Annotated in this window: 13 protein-coding genes and 1 riboswitch; of the genes, 5 read left to right on the forward strand and 8 right to left on the reverse strand. The window is 41.0% G+C overall.

Features of this window, described 5'->3' with window-relative positions; translation table 11 throughout:
• The first annotated feature begins 1 nt into the window (after position 1).
• Positions 2-136: riboswitch (glycine riboswitch) on the forward strand.
• A 128-nt stretch (positions 137-264) separates the two neighbouring features.
• From AC3CIA_RS09030 to AC3CIA_RS09045, 4 genes are all read left to right on the forward strand, one after another.
• Entirely contained in the window at positions 265-1,635 is a 1,371-nt protein-coding gene (locus AC3CIA_RS09030) for an alanine/glycine:cation symporter family protein (protein WP_488517985.1), read from the forward strand.
• Positions 1,636-1,999: 364 nt separating this feature from the next.
• Entirely contained in the window at positions 2,000-2,812 is an 813-nt protein-coding gene (locus tag AC3CIA_RS09035) for a winged helix-turn-helix domain-containing protein (protein WP_488517987.1), read from the forward strand.
• Complete coding sequence (locus AC3CIA_RS09040) at positions 2,809-3,270, forward strand: hypothetical protein (protein WP_488517988.1); 462 nt, start codon at positions 2,809-2,811, stop codon at positions 3,268-3,270. Before AC3CIA_RS09035 ends, AC3CIA_RS09040 begins: the two co-directional genes overlap by 4 nt.
• Before the next feature lie 556 nt (positions 3,271-3,826).
• On the forward strand, positions 3,827-5,305 hold the full coding sequence (locus AC3CIA_RS09045; protein ID WP_488517989.1) for an aerolysin family beta-barrel pore-forming toxin: 1,479 nt from the start codon (positions 3,827-3,829) through the stop codon (positions 5,303-5,305).
• 154 nt (positions 5,306-5,459) lie between these two features.
• On the opposite strand, the gene AC3CIA_RS09050 is transcribed toward AC3CIA_RS09045, so the two are convergent.
• Entirely contained in the window at positions 5,460-6,095 is a 636-nt protein-coding gene (locus AC3CIA_RS09050) for a LysE family translocator (protein WP_146456763.1), read from the reverse strand.
• A 328-nt stretch (positions 6,096-6,423) separates the two neighbouring features.
• Here AC3CIA_RS09050 and AC3CIA_RS09055 point away from each other — a divergent pair, with 328 nt between their 5' ends.
• The gene (locus tag AC3CIA_RS09055; protein WP_488517990.1) at positions 6,424-7,974 is read left to right on the forward strand and encodes a carboxypeptidase M32; all 1,551 of its coding nucleotides are present in this window, start codon (positions 6,424-6,426) and stop codon (positions 7,972-7,974) included.
• Between the two features lie 565 nt (positions 7,975-8,539).
• Here AC3CIA_RS09055 and AC3CIA_RS09060 read toward each other — a convergent pair.
• From AC3CIA_RS09060 to AC3CIA_RS09090, 7 genes are all read right to left on the reverse strand, one after another.
• A complete protein-coding gene (locus AC3CIA_RS09060; protein WP_219908221.1) occupies positions 8,540-10,852 on the reverse strand; it encodes a P-loop ATPase, Sll1717 family in 2,313 nt (770 codons plus the stop codon).
• A gap of 311 nt (positions 10,853-11,163) precedes the next feature.
• Positions 11,164-11,328 (reverse strand): hypothetical protein, encoded by a 165-nt coding sequence (locus AC3CIA_RS09065; protein WP_488517991.1) that lies wholly within the window; start codon positions 11,326-11,328, stop codon positions 11,164-11,166.
• A gap of 10 nt (positions 11,329-11,338) precedes the next feature.
• Positions 11,339-11,926, reverse strand: a complete 588-nt coding sequence (locus AC3CIA_RS09070) for a DUF6338 family protein (RefSeq protein ID WP_488517992.1) — start codon at positions 11,924-11,926, stop codon at positions 11,339-11,341.
• Between the two features lie 140 nt (positions 11,927-12,066).
• Complete coding sequence (locus AC3CIA_RS09075) at positions 12,067-13,014, reverse strand: caspase family protein (protein ID WP_488517993.1); 948 nt, start codon at positions 13,012-13,014, stop codon at positions 12,067-12,069.
• A 9-nt stretch (positions 13,015-13,023) separates the two neighbouring features.
• A complete protein-coding gene (locus AC3CIA_RS09080; protein WP_488517994.1) occupies positions 13,024-13,437 on the reverse strand; it encodes a TIR domain-containing protein in 414 nt (137 codons plus the stop codon).
• A gap of 312 nt (positions 13,438-13,749) precedes the next feature.
• A complete protein-coding gene (locus tag AC3CIA_RS09085; protein ID WP_488518907.1) occupies positions 13,750-14,010 on the reverse strand; it encodes a hypothetical protein in 261 nt (86 codons plus the stop codon).
• Positions 13,964-15,037, reverse strand: coding sequence for a plasmid recombination protein (locus AC3CIA_RS09090; protein WP_488517995.1), 1,074 nt, complete (start codon positions 15,035-15,037; stop codon positions 13,964-13,966). The genes AC3CIA_RS09085 and AC3CIA_RS09090 overlap by 47 nt, the downstream gene beginning before the upstream one ends.
• Between the last annotated feature and the right edge of the window lie 415 nt (positions 15,038-15,452).

Raw genomic sequence — 15,452 nt, forward strand, 5'->3', positions numbered from 1 at the left:
TGGAGGAACCTCTGGAGAGAACCGTACTACTTTTTTTGTAGCAAGCGGTCGCCGAAGGAGCAAGCTTAGTGCCCGTTACTTATCTATAAGTGATTCGCTAAGTGAAACTCTCAGGCAAAAGGACAGAGGAGTGGAAAGCAACAGCCTTAATTAACAAAAGAATTCTATCTAGAAATCCGTCTGTATTAAGTAGTGCTATCGATCCCTGAGATCCGCACTGCCTTCCCTCTTCTCCTTAAATTTTATATTTATTAAGGGGAAACTATGAACCATCTACAAGCTACACTACAAACCATCAACCAATTCATTTGGGGACCACCACTGCTTATTCTGCTAGTGGGAACGGGGATCTACTTTACTTTTCGCTTAGGCTTACTCCAGTTTAGACACCTCCCAACCGCACTAAAAATGGTGTTCACCAAAGACAAATCCGGTACGGGTGACGTATCGAGTTTCGCCGCTTTGTGTACAGCACTTTCCGCAACGATTGGTACAGGTAACATCGTAGGTGTAGCGACCGCAATTAAGATTGGTGGCCCTGGAGCCCTATTCTGGATGTGGCTTGCCGCTGTATTTGGTATGGCGACCAAATATGCAGAATGTCTACTTGCCGTTAAATACCGCAGAACCGATAGCAATGGCGAAATGGTTGGCGGCCCAATGTACTACCTGCAATACGGTGTCGGCTCACGAATCTTAGCGGTAATGTTCGCTGTCTTCGCGTTAGGTGTTGCCTGCTTCGGTATTGGTACCTTCCCACAGGTCAACGCTATCTTAGACGCAACTCAAATTTCATTTGGTGCTTCTCGTGAGATGTCTGCTGTCGTTCTTACGATATTGGTGGCAGTTGTAACCCTTGGTGGTATTCAATCTATCGCGAAGGTGGCAGGAAAAGTGGTTCCAACCATGGCAATTATGTACATCGTCGCGTGTTTGAGCGTGCTGGTTTCAAATGCCGACCAACTACTGAATGCCATTACCCTTGTGGTTACCTCTGCGTTTACCAACACCGCTGCAACCGGTGGTTTCTTTGGTGCAAGCATCATGCTTGCTATCCAATCAGGTATCGCTCGTGGTGTATTCTCGAACGAATCTGGTCTAGGTAGTGCGCCTATGGCAGCAGCAGCGGCTAAAACGGACTCGTGCGTGAAGCAAGGCCTTATCTCGATGACAGGTACTTTCTTTGACACCATCATCATTTGTACGATGACAGGCTTGGCGCTAATCTTAACGGATGCTTGGCAAACCGACCTCTCTGGTGCGGCGATGACCACTCATGCATTCGCTGTGGGTTTAAACGCCGATACTCTAGGTCCAATGTTAGTTTCGATTGGCTTAATCTTCTTTGCGTTTACAACGATTTTAGGCTGGAACTACTATGGTGAGCGCTGTGTTGTTTTCTTGCTAGGTACTAAAGCGGTTCTGCCTTACAAGATCATCTTCATTGCGTTGGTTGCTTCTGGTGCCTTCTTAAAGCTCGACATGATCTGGCTGATGGCTGATATCGTGAACGGCTTGATGGCAATTCCAAACCTAATCGGCCTGATCTTGCTGCGTCGCGTCGTCATCGAAGAAACAAAGCTATTCTTCAAGCCTTTAACTTCTTCAAGTGATTGTGAAGCCGTTAAAGCGTAACCTGAATTGATTGAATACAGCCCGCATTAAAATGCGGGCTTTTTTATATTTATTCAAACGTTAAACTAAAAAAATCATGACGAACACTTATCCCCTTACATATAAAAGGATATTAATTAGGCCGCTGTGCGAATTAACATACCTCATGGAAAGCTAATAAAACCAAATCTTAATTAGATGTTACTTATATTTAACAGATTATGTATAAATGGCCGCTTTTTAGTCATAAACGAATAAACAACGCTTTGTTTCTACCACACAAAAAATCACTAGAATAAAACATGTGACTTTAATTCATATAATAGTCCGTTTATAGTCATCTACATTGTTGAGAGAATTATAATAAAAATAAAATGTTGGCTATATGATCAGATTCGACCCAATTAAAAACCGTATTTATAGCGACGCACGTTCTATTAAAATAGGATATCGTGAGACTCGTGTTTTAGAGTTATTACTTAAAAACTCACCAGAGATTGTGAATAAGCAAGAGATCATTAGTTTCGCATGGGGAAGCGAATTCATTGGTGATACATCACTTGCGAAATGCATCAGTTTACTCCGCCAAGGATTCGTGAAGCTCGGCATCAAAGAGACGCCAATCGTCACGGTACCAAAGGTTGGTTACCGCCTTATCGATGATTGCGTGGTAATCGACTCGCCCGTCAATAATGCAGCCACAACTCCCCTTGCTGCTGCAAGCAACCTAATACCCGTCGGCAATAACGGTATTGCTATCGGTGCAGCAGTTGCAGTCGAACCTCAGCCTAACCCTAAACAAAGTTCGTCGGCTTACTTTCCCACTGCTGAAAACCGAAACAAGTTGTGCTACTTCACCACTGGCTGCTTACTGTTGGCATCAGCGTTATTGGCTTTTGCTAAGGTTAATGAGAGAAACCTCAGCGATATCAACCCCGTTAACCGGCTCAGCGAGCAATGGATAGGTCAAATACAAGTTTTCCAAGCCCCTGAAATGGCGATGACGCCAGAGCTAGAAAGCATTCTCTATCAGTATCAATGTGATTGCGTGGCGTACATTAGCGAAGAAGCGGAATATTCTGAGCTTTCAATACTCAATAAAGAAACACGCCAGTCCGTCAATATCTTTTACACACCCACGCAATTAGATCGTGCGAGTAGCGAAATAGCGTTATTCCTAGAGAGAGGCCAATTATGATGCCATTTGTTGCTCTATTTTCCGCGTTAGCTCTATTGGTTGGTATATGGAGTATCCCTAACTCTCCACCGCAAGAAGAGCACCGTTATCAACATAGCGTGGTAGACCTCATACTCGATGGAAGTGTGTTACGTACTGATGGGCTCACCAAAATAAGTAATAACAAGGTTCTGCACCTGATGTCGGTTCAAGATGACAACATGCCCGACCCTATTGTTCTACGGTTTAGAGGTGAGGCAGGCCCTTCTCAATCACTTTTCTTTTCAATATCTGGCACCATTGATTTAGTCTCAGTACAAAAAATAAATAAAACAATGAATGATAGCTTATTGTCACCCTACCTACTCATCAACAATGATCCATTAACGTTGAAGGTTGATGTCTTAAGTTCTAATGATTTATTTGCCATTATTCGAACGTGTAATACTGGCCGAACACAACTACTGGCTAAACGATAATTTATTGTTGTTTAGCCACCGGCTGAATTTATCGACGTTTAATTAACACCATCCTGAATATTACACATAAAAAACGGATGGTTATTTTTATGACTATGTCAGTAAGTAACTCTCACATTTAAACATTCGATTAATCGGATGTTTAAAACAACTGATTGCATTTAAAAACCTAAGTTAAATTTACATCGTTATTGTTAATTCACATATCAACATAAAGCTGTAGGCGATGTGAATAATATGTCTCCTATTGTACTTACTCATTCACCTCACATGTGATTAAACAACGTCAAAATAATTTGACGTTAAAGTCGCGATAATAACACCTCATTTTTCTAAAAACGGTTTGAGCCCCATCAAATAATTGACTTCCAGTTGCATACAATTTCACCATAAAAACACTTCTAGCAATACAAGCTATTGAATTAATGAGGTAATTTAATTCAACCCTTTTCAGTATCTATCTATTTATCAACATGAAAAAGTGAATTGGTCTTGTTAACTGCACGGCGCACAAAACATTATCAAAATAGAAAAATTACAAACGAGGGAATTATTAATGATTAATATAAACAGAAGTCTCTTAGCAACCGCAGTGTTGTCTGTTCTATCTACCGGCGTAAACGCAAAGGTTTACCCAGACAAAATAGTGTTTGACCAACTTGGTGACGATGTATGTCGCTCTGGTTATCGCCCTTTAGACCGTTATGAGGCTGAAGAACACAAGAGTTCTTTGCTCGCTCGTATGGACACTTGGCAGATCACAGGCTTAAAAGGAAACTGGGTGATCATGGGCCCGGGATACCATGGCCTTATTAAACCAGACACAACCAACGGCAAAACGTTCTGTTATCCGAACAATCACCAGTCTGAAATTCCAAATTACTCTGCTAAAGCCGTGCCAGAAGGCAACGAGATAGACGTTGAATACGACCTAGTGAACAACCGTAATGATTTTGTACGCCCTCTTAGCTATCTAGCGCACACCCTAGGTTATGCATGGGTTAGCGGTAACAACAGTCGGTATGTTGGTGAGGACATGACGATTAAGCGCTCAGGTGACTCTTGGGTAATACAAGGCAACAACAGTGGCTCTTGTGATGGTTATCGCTGTGGGGAAAAGACTAAGATCACGGTCGACAACTTCACCTACACGGTTAACGACAATAATTTTTGGCACGGCGATGTCGTCGAGTCCGATCGTGAACTGGTTAAGACCATTTATGCAACGGCAAGAAACAGAAGTAACATCGCGCAACAAGTCGTTATCGACCTAAAAGTCGATGAGTCTACAAATTGGTCGAAAACGAATAGCTATGGGTTCTCTGAGAGTGTTCAAACAGAGAATAAATTCAATTGGCCTTTGGTTGGCGAGACTAAGCTTGCAATCACGTTAGAAGCGAACCAGAGCTTTGCTGAAACCAATGGCAACTCCACTAGCGAGCAAGTAACACTGCAAGCTCGTCCTATGATTCCAGCGAATTCAGAGCTGCCGATTCGAGTTGAGTTGTATCGTTCAACCATCTCTTATCCGTACCGATTCAACGCTGACATCAGTTACGATGTTGAATTTAACGGCTTCCTTCGTTGGGGTGGTAACGCATGGCACACCCACCCAAAGAACCGCCCGTACAAAGCTCACACCTTCACGATGGGTCGCAGCAGCCATAAATCAGCCGATATTCGTTACCAATGGGATCACAGATACATTCCAGGCGAAACTAAATGGTGGGACTGGGGTTGGGCGATCAGAAATGCCGGTGTATCAAGCATGCAGTTAGTGACTGGAAAAAGCTTACGCCCATTCTACTCTTACGTATCGGGTGATTTTAACGCTGAATCTCAGTTTGCAGGCACCATTGAAATTGGCCAAGCAACGCCAATTACCAACAGTGTTCGAAGCAAAAGAAGCGTTGATTCAGTCAACGAAACCACTGAGCGCATTGGCGATATCGAAGTTACCACCAACTTCAATGCAGATGAGTTGAGTGACTTAGGTTTCGAAGGCGCTGAGATGAACATTAGCGTTGTCGAATAACGCAGTAGCTCACATCTAACACTCGGTTTACCAGTAACAAAAAAGCCCACGGCAGTGTTTATATACAAACCTAACGTGGGCTTTCTTCTTTTTAGTTCAATTGTGTAGAGCCTTTAGGGCGACTCTCAATAACCTATACCCAAAACGGTTCAGGTTATACTGGCTCTTCCATCAGAAGCTTAACACCCAGCCCCACCAGCACCATACCGGTCACACCTTCCATCCATTTCATGAAACTCGCGTTCTTGAGCAAGTTTTTAGCTGAGTTCAATGCCCCAGCCAAACTGCATTGCCACACCATCGCAATCATAAAGTGCACCGAAGCCATCACCATGGATTGCAATAAAGGCGATCCTTCAGGGTTTACGAATTGAGGCAGAAAAGCCAAATAGAAAACCGCCGTTTTCGGGTTCAGCACATTTGATAGGAAACCTTCACGCAAAGAACGCTTGGCGCTGTATGCTTGCTTGGCCTGCTCCCCGACCTGCATCCCTCCGCCATTTTTCATCAAAGCTCGTAAACTGCTTAAGCCAAGCCAAATCAGGTAAACCGCACCGACCATTTTAACGGCTTGAAAGAGCTCAGCTGATTGAGCAAGAATCGCAGAGATCCCCACAGCAGAGAAAAAAGCGTGTACATAAAGGCCGCTACAAATACCAAAGCTCGTCATCACACCGTCAGATAAACCCGAGCGGCTCGTGTTGCGAATCACCAACGCAGTATCTAAGCCCGGCGTTAGCGTTAAAATAGTGATGGCAATTAGAAATGCCTCAAAGTTCAAAATATCCATATTATTGTCATTGTTGTTCAGCGATCTATCATCAATACCGCTTATCTGAACAATTCGCAAGCAACAATTGCCATCTGCTATACAAGTCACTGATTTTGTGCACAATGGAACAGTTTGATTTGTTAAGAAATAGTAAATTCTAGGCATCGTACTGCCTCATGCTTTTATCGCTATATCTTCTATCGCTATATCTTCTATCGCTGTATCTTCAACTACGAAGTACTGCGTCATTAAAAAGCAGAGCCATAATCAAAGTACACGAGAGATGAACCTTAAAGCTGACGCTGTCCTAAGGATCATTTAAAGAAACCAAATTAAGAGTAGTCAAATGAGCGCATTCAAAAAACTAGTCGAGCACTCTCAAAAATGTTCACGCTTTCAACACCTAGCCTCTATTTGTGGTTGGGACCAGGCTTCAATGATGCCATCTGGTGGTAATCAAGCTCGTAGTGAAGCGATGGCCGAGCTTTCGGTTCATATTCACGGGTTAATGACTCAACCACAGCTTGGCGATTGGATTTCAGACGCTGAAAACGAAGCTTTGAATGGCGAGCAACAATCGTCTCTGCGCGAAATTAAACGCCAATGGCAACAAGCGAACCTACTTCCAGAAAAGCTGGTTGAAGCGAAATCTCTAGCGGGTTCGAAGTGTGAACATGCATGGCGCAGCCAACGTGGTAACAACGACTGGGTTGGATTCGAAAAGAACTGGCGTGAAGTGGTTGAGCTATCTCGTGAAGAAGCGCAGATCCGCGCCGATGCAGCGAACCTTACGCCTTATGATGCCATGCTGGATATCTATGAACCGGGCACCAGCTCTGCTTCTCTTGATATCTTGTTTGCAGACGTTAAAACCTGGCTACCAAGCCTGATTGACGAAGTGATCGAAAAACAGTCGAGCGAGCAATTCAATGCGCCATCGGGTATCTATTCGACCGAGAAACAGAAAGCACTTGGTTTAGAAGTCATGAAGCTGCTTCAGTTCGATTTTGAACACGGTCGACTAGATGAAAGTGTTCACCCATTCTGTGGCGGCGTGCCTTCAGACGTGCGCATCACAACCCGATACGACGAAGCGGAGTTCGTTCAAAGCTTAATGGGTATCGTGCACGAAACTGGGCACGCGCGTTACGAACAAGGCTTACCAAAACACCTAGCAGGCCAACCGGCGGGCGAAGCGCGCTCTATGGGCATCCACGAATCTCAATCTTTGTTCTTCGAGATGCAAGTTGGCCGCAGCGACCCATTCATAGGGCACTTAGCTAACTTAGCAGGCCAACAGTTCTCTGGTTCTGAGTTTGAGCAAAAGAACTTCCAGAAGATCTACACTCGAGTGAAGAAAGACTTCATCCGTGTCGATGCTGATGAGCTGACCTACCCTGCACACGTTATCTTACGTTACGAAATTGAACGTGACTTGATCAACGGCAACATCAAACACACCGATGTTCCAGAATTGTGGAACACCAAGATGCAGTCATACCTTGGTTTAAGCACTCAAGGCAATTTTACTAATGGCTGTATGCAAGACATCCATTGGACAGACCGCCAGCATAGTAATGTGACTTGCAGTAACCATAACTATAAAAATGGCTGCATGCAAGACATACACTGGTGTGATGGGAGTTTCGGGTATTTTCCAAGTTACACATTAGGTGCTATGTATGCTTCTCAATTTATGGCATCAATGAAGAAAACAGTTGATGTTGAGGGCGCAATCCGAAGTGGTGACTTGACACCTATTTTTACCTGGTTACGAGAAAAAATATGGAGTAAAGGCAGTTTGCTAACAACGGATGAATTAGTTACACAAGCGACTGGCGAAGCATTGAACCCTTCAATCTTCAGAGCACACCTAGAAGGTAGGTACTTAACGTAGACATCATTTTCGTTACACAGTAACGGGCATTAAGTGGAGGGAATTCTAAACTTACTTCTCTCCACTTGTGGCTAGTTCAGAACTTGACAGTCTTAACCAATTTACGATGAGGCAGCGTAATTAAGCTCCGATTAATCTTGCTGATCAAGGGACACATATTAGGAATCTACTAACCGACATTACCGTCACTATCTATGTATTTTCTAGACGTAAAAAAGGCAGTGTCACGTTGGAACGTAACACTGCCTAACTTTTAGTTCACTGAATACCGCTAATCTAAAGCACTTTAATATCACATAATCGTTTCTTGGTAGAAAAGCACTTCATTAGTAGAAGTTAAATTTTCATTTTTCCTCACAGCTCCCACCGCAAGCGGTGAACGAAACGACCCTACGATCTATTTCAGTACTCTCACTAGAATGTTATGTATTGCTAGCAGCATTGAAGTATATTAGTAACACTCCCGAACAAACAACATATTGCTCACCTTTGAAACGGTCTGCTCTAGTTTCATAGAAGTTTTGTCTACGAAGAGAACCTTATATAATTCACTTTAGAGCGAGTACTAACCATCAATTAAAAGAGCGGGCCAAAAAGCTGGATTTATCACAAAATCAGCATTTCCATTCTTTTTGATTAACCCCATCATGAGATTAATGCTGTAGTTGAGATTAAAGATATACTTAAATTCTTCACCTACTTTTAGACCTAAGAATCCATACCAAATAAGAAGATTGAAGATACTTTCACTTTGCTCATTTTCTAAGCCAAACTGAGTCAGTGTTTCTAGTATTTCGCCTTTTTTCATAACAGACGGGCTTTGGATAAATGCATACAAAATATCGTCAACACCATCTTGTACATCGTTGATTTCATAACCAATGTCTGCTAGTAAATCTGCTGAATATGCTTCCAGTCCTTTTTCGATATCAGCTTCTTCTATTTTGCTGTGGTTAAGGTTAATAGCAAACCCTTTACATTGACTAATCAGATTCAACAAGAATCTTGGTCTCATGAGAGAGCGTTCAATTAAGTACTGAGAAGACTCTTCACCGTCATAATGACTGACACATACTTTAGGCCAGAGAGCTTCAAAAAGTTCACTACCCGTCATCTCGTTGGATACAAGCCTCAATCTAACAATCTCTCTAAGCAGGTCAGGATCTGTCCAATCTAATAGGACTTTAGCTTCTTTTCCTCTATCAGAAGTTTCCTTAACCAATAGTTCATAAACGTCATTTCTCAAAAATACTATAGAGTTAACTTGCGTTCCTGACCTAGAAAATTGTCTCTCAATTTTTTTTGTTGCATCCAATAATGCCCTAATCATGATCAAATCTTCATGCTTTAACCCTGAGGTTGGCCAACCTTTGTCTAGATTGTCAAACAATAACCAGCATGCATCTTTATTTCGCATATAGTCAGTAATTTGACTGGTCAACACTCGTACATCATGACAATAAAGTAGTTCAGTTAACTGCCCTACATTCAATCTAACATCGTCTTGTTGATTATACTTTGAACGGTACTCTGTAGATATATTTTCCATGAGCGTACTCATACGCTCTGAAAAATCACCCTCGGTCTCATATCCTTCAGCATGATATAGATCAGCAAGCTTTCTATACGGCTCGTACAAAGTGTGATCGTGTAAATGTCTCTCCCTATCCGCCTCTAAAATTTTATAACAAATTTCCAAAAGCAAGACGTATTCCCAAAATGCCATTATTGTGTGTTGAAATGTTCCCTCAGCAAGGAAAGATAATATGAGTTCCTTGAACTTAATTAACTTATAGCCATCAGGCTTTAGGTCGAGCACGATATTGTCTTTCTTCGCTCTTTCCTTATCTCTCACTTGAAGAAATATAGCGGACTTCCCTGAACCCTTACGTCCAACAACAATATTTGCCTCACCTCTTATAGATTTGAGGAACTGATCTGTTTTTAAGTAATATCCAACAAGAGTTCTCATCTCATTCTCTGCTGAAGAAGCACCAAGATCTAGAGACTCCAAAAAAGACTCTTTTTGGGACTTACTTATGCTTACACCTGCTTGAAATGCTTCAGCCACATTCCCTGCAAACTCTGCTATGTGCTCATTTATATCATTAGGATGGTATGTTGTATTAACAAAGTCTCTGTAGTCTATCGGAACAGGGTCTTCACCGTTTTGGAGGATGCACAAAGCTTTCCCCATTCCGTCAGCCAAACCAGCGATGAATGCTCCACGCATATTGTTTAAGTCACCACCATTCGAAGTACTTGATAATAGAGGGACGACAACACCATAGGACTGAGATACTTGGTTAATAGCATCGCTTGCAGATAGTCTAGGCTGCTCATTAGGATCGAAAGACCTAAACAAATATTTGGCTTTCTTTATACGAGAAACGATTCTAGAAGCCCAATCTGTTTTGTATTGCCCCTCCAAGAGATATACAGGTGATCTGGTATTGATTTTTTGCGAGATTTTTAATGCATCAGCTGAAGGTGCTGCTGAGATAAAGCTACAGAGTTGATCAGAATTTTCGTACTCATGGAATCCAATAGTGTCGTAAATCCCTAATTCGCGGATAGTTATGTTGGCATCTTTTATAGACGAGTTTTTTGTTATAAAAACTCTTTTCCCTTTACCAATTGCATACCCCACTTCATAGGTTACATTGAAGTTAAGCACAGATATATCAGCTAAGAGGAAATCGCATTTATCAATTTGAGAAGTTACGTGCTCAGAGATGAAATGACCAACAACATCTAATGCTTTCCATGAATCAACCTTTGACCCAGTTGTTTTATTGGCTTTATCAATAGCGGCTTCAATTGTATCCCCTATATCCCTAGGTGATGCGGCATAGGCAAAAAATCCTTTTAAACTCATAATGTCAATACACTCAGTAAATCGAACCTAAAATATTAAATCCATTGTACTGAAACCAAGTACTAACAAGCAAACATACAGATCAATAAGTTAAACAATTAAATTGCAAAATATGGGAGCTAAATTGGCTTTGGTCGTGATACCTATTTTTCCCTAAAGCTATCAAAGTTAGATTTTGCTCAGTTTGAATGGTAGATGCAGGGAAAAACGGATAGGGACAAGAAAAGTAGTATTAACCACGTTTGCATATTCCTGTAAGAACCTAGCTAGATGGTTGGGTTCTTACAGGATAGAAGATTTATTTAGAGACTTTATTCATCCTCAGGAGGAGTACTGACATTTGATGGGGTATTGTTTTCAGGTGGCTGATAGCCAAATCTCTCGTTGTCGCTGGATGAATCGGATTGCGGCTGATAACCTTCTTCAATTTTTTCAGGTTGATAACCTTTATTTTGCTGCTGCTTGCCATCTGACATATTTTGTCCTTTACCCTTTTCGTAATTCTACATGTGATATCTCACTCGCTAGAATGATAATACCCGCGGTTCCATTTTTTGGTCTTTCAAACTTGCCTTTTTCGGACAAGACCCAAGTTTCTTCAAGATAGATTTGTTCTTCATTAGGAGCACTTGATGCAAATGATTTACATGAATATTTTCCGCCTAACACTTCTCCATTTTTCAAAGTAACTTTCACCCAAAATGGTTGCTTTTGAGAAAAAACGTAATCCCACGGCTTACCAATTGGATGAATGGAGTTACCCTTAATAATTTTTGATTTCCTCACTTTTAACCATATCAAGGATAGTAGCATTGGGTTAATCAAAATCATGTACAAACTAGACACTAAAAACCAATGCTCATGAGATTTAAAAAATTCTTCGTTGGTCGTGGCAATGAGCAAAGGAAAGCATACTGCGTAATTTATACAACTATATGCAACCGCGTCGATTAACTGCTTACTTGTATCTTTATTAGTATCAGCGATGAAAATAGAATAAACCTTCAAGCTTATAAAGCCTGGTATAACAAATGCTATAAAAATCAATAACTTATCAACTTCCCAGATACTCATAGTTCTCCTTTATTAAATGTCACGAGTGAGATAATTCTCCTCATAAGAGGTCATCATACTCACTACACGCATTACTTATCGAAAATTAGTTACCCAACACACTACATCTTGATTTTCACCCTAAGGTTTATCGTATTTTTCTAAAGCCTTTTCTCATTAACTAGTCGCCAGTATTGATAACCAAGTGCAGTTAATCTACAGGAAGTAGAATGAATGGCTGCGAAGTACATAAATTCAGCCCCTACAGGGACGACTAAACCCACGCTCTGAAACTTTTGTAGGTCTTTAAATATCTTAACGTTTTCAGAGTCTGCACTAACATCTGAATCTTCGTAAGAAGGGTTTAATTTATGCTCCGAATCTGGAGTGGGGAAATATTGGTTTATTTTTCTAAGAGTTTCAAACGGCACTTTAGGTGGAATGACTCGTAACGGCGCGAAACTAGTGACATTAGTCTTAAATATAGGTCGCTGATCCCAAGCCCCTAATGCTTCATCAACGTACGCATACAATGAACCTGGAGTTATATTCCCCCGAATGTCCGCGGCCCCCCCTTTTAAAGCATCAATCAATAGAGAGGTAAATATTCCTGCACCATTTACTTCTAAAGCAAATTCACTATCCCTGCTGGCTGTTAATACCGACATCCCTTCTGCTAATTGTGCAGTACCACTTCCCAAGAGGCTAGGAGAACCCATGGCACCAGAATGGCAACAATCAAACATTATGATCTTGTTTCTAGCCTTCGACTGATTAGCCAAAGCTAAAATCTCATCCATAGAGACGCCTTCGTCATATTTTTTAGCGTCCGTTGTCACCAAGTACCCACCTGTACTCTTGATGTAACCATGACCAGAAAAATAGAGTAAAGCCATATCACAATCGCCCGAAAAAAGTTGTTCAATAGCCTCCCTTAGCGTAGATCTTGTAATATTCACACTTGGGCAGGTTATAGTCCTCACCCCAAAATTAGGAGACCCATCTCCATTCGATTCTAATATAGCAGCCAGAGTATTGGCATCGTTGACACACCCGTTTAATGGTGAAGATGGATAATCATTTATACCTATAATTAATGCTTTTTTCATGAGATATACCTAATTGTTCTTCCCTTCACCCATCATTTGATCGATGGCTGACGCAATACTGTCCCAGTCCCAGGTGATGGTTCTATTACGCTGCAACCCAGAAGGAAGGTTGCTAGTAGAACTCGCTCCATCAACATATACACCAAATACAGGTACATTTTGATCTTTAGCCATTTTTATTTCTTTAGCAACACCAGTTGCACTCGCCATAGTTTTGCCGCTTAAAACAATGAGCATATTGCATTGAGCAATTTTATTTTTAATCAATGCTTCCCACTGCGATTGAGGTAAAGAAGATTTCGACGACCAATCTTCAATTGCGAACGGCGTTTTTGAGTTCTTAGATTGACCGATAAACAGATTCTTTTGAGTTACATTGTGATCAAAATCAAAGCTTATAAATGCTCTTGGATTTGCCATCATTTTCATCCTTGTTTACTGGATACGAGAGTAGAGGGCTATTCTCGAAAGAACTAACCCTGTTTTAGCGCTTGATACAAAGAATCGGGACAAAATACATTGCCACAAGATCTCTATAACTTTGAACCACCTCTATGTTGGTGTGACTCATTAGTCGAGCAAAGCATAACTTCACCCCGTTACCTACACTAATTTGTTGACTACATTAGCAAACCTTTAATCTATATGTACATGATAAAAATCAAGTTGCAATGCAATCTGTTTAATTCACTAATAACCTGAATCAATTTGTTAAACAGTCAATTTATTTAATTTTCAAATCACTATTTGTGGAGACAAATGACCTTCATACTGTTCTGTCGATTCACTTTCGATAGGATACTTTGCGTTAAGATCACCAATGAACTTATGTAAATCAGTCATAATACAAACCTCTTGCTCCCGACTGATAGATGACTGAATAGCCACATGATTGGTAATAGCCCAGATCATGCGGATATATTCCCGATCTCGCACTGGCGCTGCCAGTTTAAGGCTGGCAAGTATATTGTTGATTTCTTGTATATTTTTCTTCATGTTGTCTACCCGTTTTTAATTTTAGTTGTTGAATAAACTGATCTTTCAATTCGAGCTTATAGCTCATTGCATCAAATTTATGTTGGTAAGCTTGATGATCTTGTTTAAGTGATTTCATCTCTCGATACAGCTTAGTAATACCCTGCTGCTTCTCGTCTAACTCCACTGACATAACGATGTTTTGTTGCTGCAACTTGTTCAATCGCTTTCTCAAGTATTCATTTTTCTTCTCATGCTTTTTACTAAAAAATGAAGCCCCAGTGATCATCGTTAGTTCGCTTTCTTGCCGCTTAATGGCTTGTTTTTCGTTAGCCAATGCAGTCTCATCTTTAGTTACTTGTCGCTGCTGTTTATTAAGCTCTCTACGCTGCTGCAAGAACACTTGAGCTTGCTTCTGCTGTGCTTTCCACTCTTTCCTCGTTAACCGCTGTACTCGTGGCCCCAAGCGCGTTAAACCCAATTTAGAGCCAACTTCATCATAGTAAGAGTCTTGAAATTCCCGCATAGCTTGTTTATAAGCATGAGCTTTTTTAGAGTACCCACCCCTACATTCGTTTCTCGCCCTTATTCCGTCATGAATTTCTGACATGGCAAAGCATCCATCTATAACAGAAGGGATCACATAGAAATGAATATGAGGATGCTCTTCATCCACGTGAAGAACAGCTGACATTAGATTTGCACGATATTTATTACGCAAGAATCCAATTGATTGTTTTAGAAAATCACGGAAGTTAACATCAGATTCCGCACCAAGGCTAATCACGCCAGCAAGCAGTAACGGCGCATCTTTGCGGACTTTACGCCCTTTCTTATCCTTTGATTTTTGAGAGCGTTCTAGAGCGATTTGAGGGAGCTTGAGAGGATCTAAGCCTAACAGAACCTGTGGCATCTGAGGCTGATAGACATGAGGGCAAAACCCATCAACTCGCATTACTTCATTAACGATGCTTTGCATCGCTGGTTTACCTTTTTTCGATGGAATTTTTGCACATGTTTCAATGCGTATAAATTGATATCCAGACATAACGTTCATTATTGATTTTATTAATTATAACACTATGTAAAATAAAGAAATAGCTGACATTAAAATTACTTTTCAGTATACAAGCGAACTTTTTAGCAAAGCATTAAAAATGCGCATAATAGAAAGTGATTAGGGGGATAAAGTCCCCAACCGACGCTTATCATTGCTCGAGGTACGAGAGCCATATGATAAGCATAGTCGGTTACTATGCTTACTAAATAACGGCTTACTCTAAGATGGGAGGAAATTTGACAATTATTTATTACCTTTTATATTTCAACAATTTAAAAACAAAACACTTGACAAGCAAGTAAAAAGTGAAGCATTATGTCTGTGTAATATCTTCACGTCTCATCTCGCTTCTCTAGTCTTTTTTTTTTTAAGAAATAGCCACTCAGAAATACACAGAGGCCAG

The sequence above is a fragment of the Vibrio sp. QJM3NY_27 genome, from assembly GCF_057785955.1.

Bases quoted from the DNA above. Each gene is read 5' to 3' on its own strand.
- AC3CIA_RS09030 (WP_488517985.1), top strand. From the start codon at position 265: ATGAACCATCTACAAGCTACACTACAAACCATCAACCAATTCATTTGG.
- AC3CIA_RS09035 (WP_488517987.1), top strand. From the start codon at position 2,000: ATGATCAGATTCGACCCAATTAAAAACCGTATTTATAGCGACGCACGT.
- AC3CIA_RS09040 (WP_488517988.1), top strand. From the start codon at position 2,809: ATGATGCCATTTGTTGCTCTATTTTCCGCGTTAGCTCTATTGGTTGGT.
- AC3CIA_RS09045 (WP_488517989.1), top strand. From the start codon at position 3,827: ATGATTAATATAAACAGAAGTCTCTTAGCAACCGCAGTGTTGTCTGTT.
- AC3CIA_RS09050 (WP_146456763.1), bottom strand. From the start codon at position 6,095: ATGGATATTTTGAACTTTGAGGCATTTCTAATTGCCATCACTATTTTA.
- AC3CIA_RS09055 (WP_488517990.1), top strand. From the start codon at position 6,424: ATGAGCGCATTCAAAAAACTAGTCGAGCACTCTCAAAAATGTTCACGC.
- AC3CIA_RS09060 (WP_219908221.1), bottom strand. From the start codon at position 10,852: ATGAGTTTAAAAGGATTTTTTGCCTATGCCGCATCACCTAGGGATATA.
- AC3CIA_RS09065 (WP_488517991.1), bottom strand. From the start codon at position 11,328: ATGTCAGATGGCAAGCAGCAGCAAAATAAAGGTTATCAACCTGAAAAA.
- AC3CIA_RS09070 (WP_488517992.1), bottom strand. From the start codon at position 11,926: ATGAGTATCTGGGAAGTTGATAAGTTATTGATTTTTATAGCATTTGTT.
- AC3CIA_RS09075 (WP_488517993.1), bottom strand. From the start codon at position 13,014: ATGAAAAAAGCATTAATTATAGGTATAAATGATTATCCATCTTCACCA.
- AC3CIA_RS09080 (WP_488517994.1), bottom strand. From the start codon at position 13,437: ATGATGGCAAATCCAAGAGCATTTATAAGCTTTGATTTTGATCACAAT.
- AC3CIA_RS09085 (WP_488518907.1), bottom strand. From the start codon at position 14,010: ATGAAGAAAAATATACAAGAAATCAACAATATACTTGCCAGCCTTAAA.
- AC3CIA_RS09090 (WP_488517995.1), bottom strand. From the start codon at position 15,037: ATGTCTGGATATCAATTTATACGCATTGAAACATGTGCAAAAATTCCA.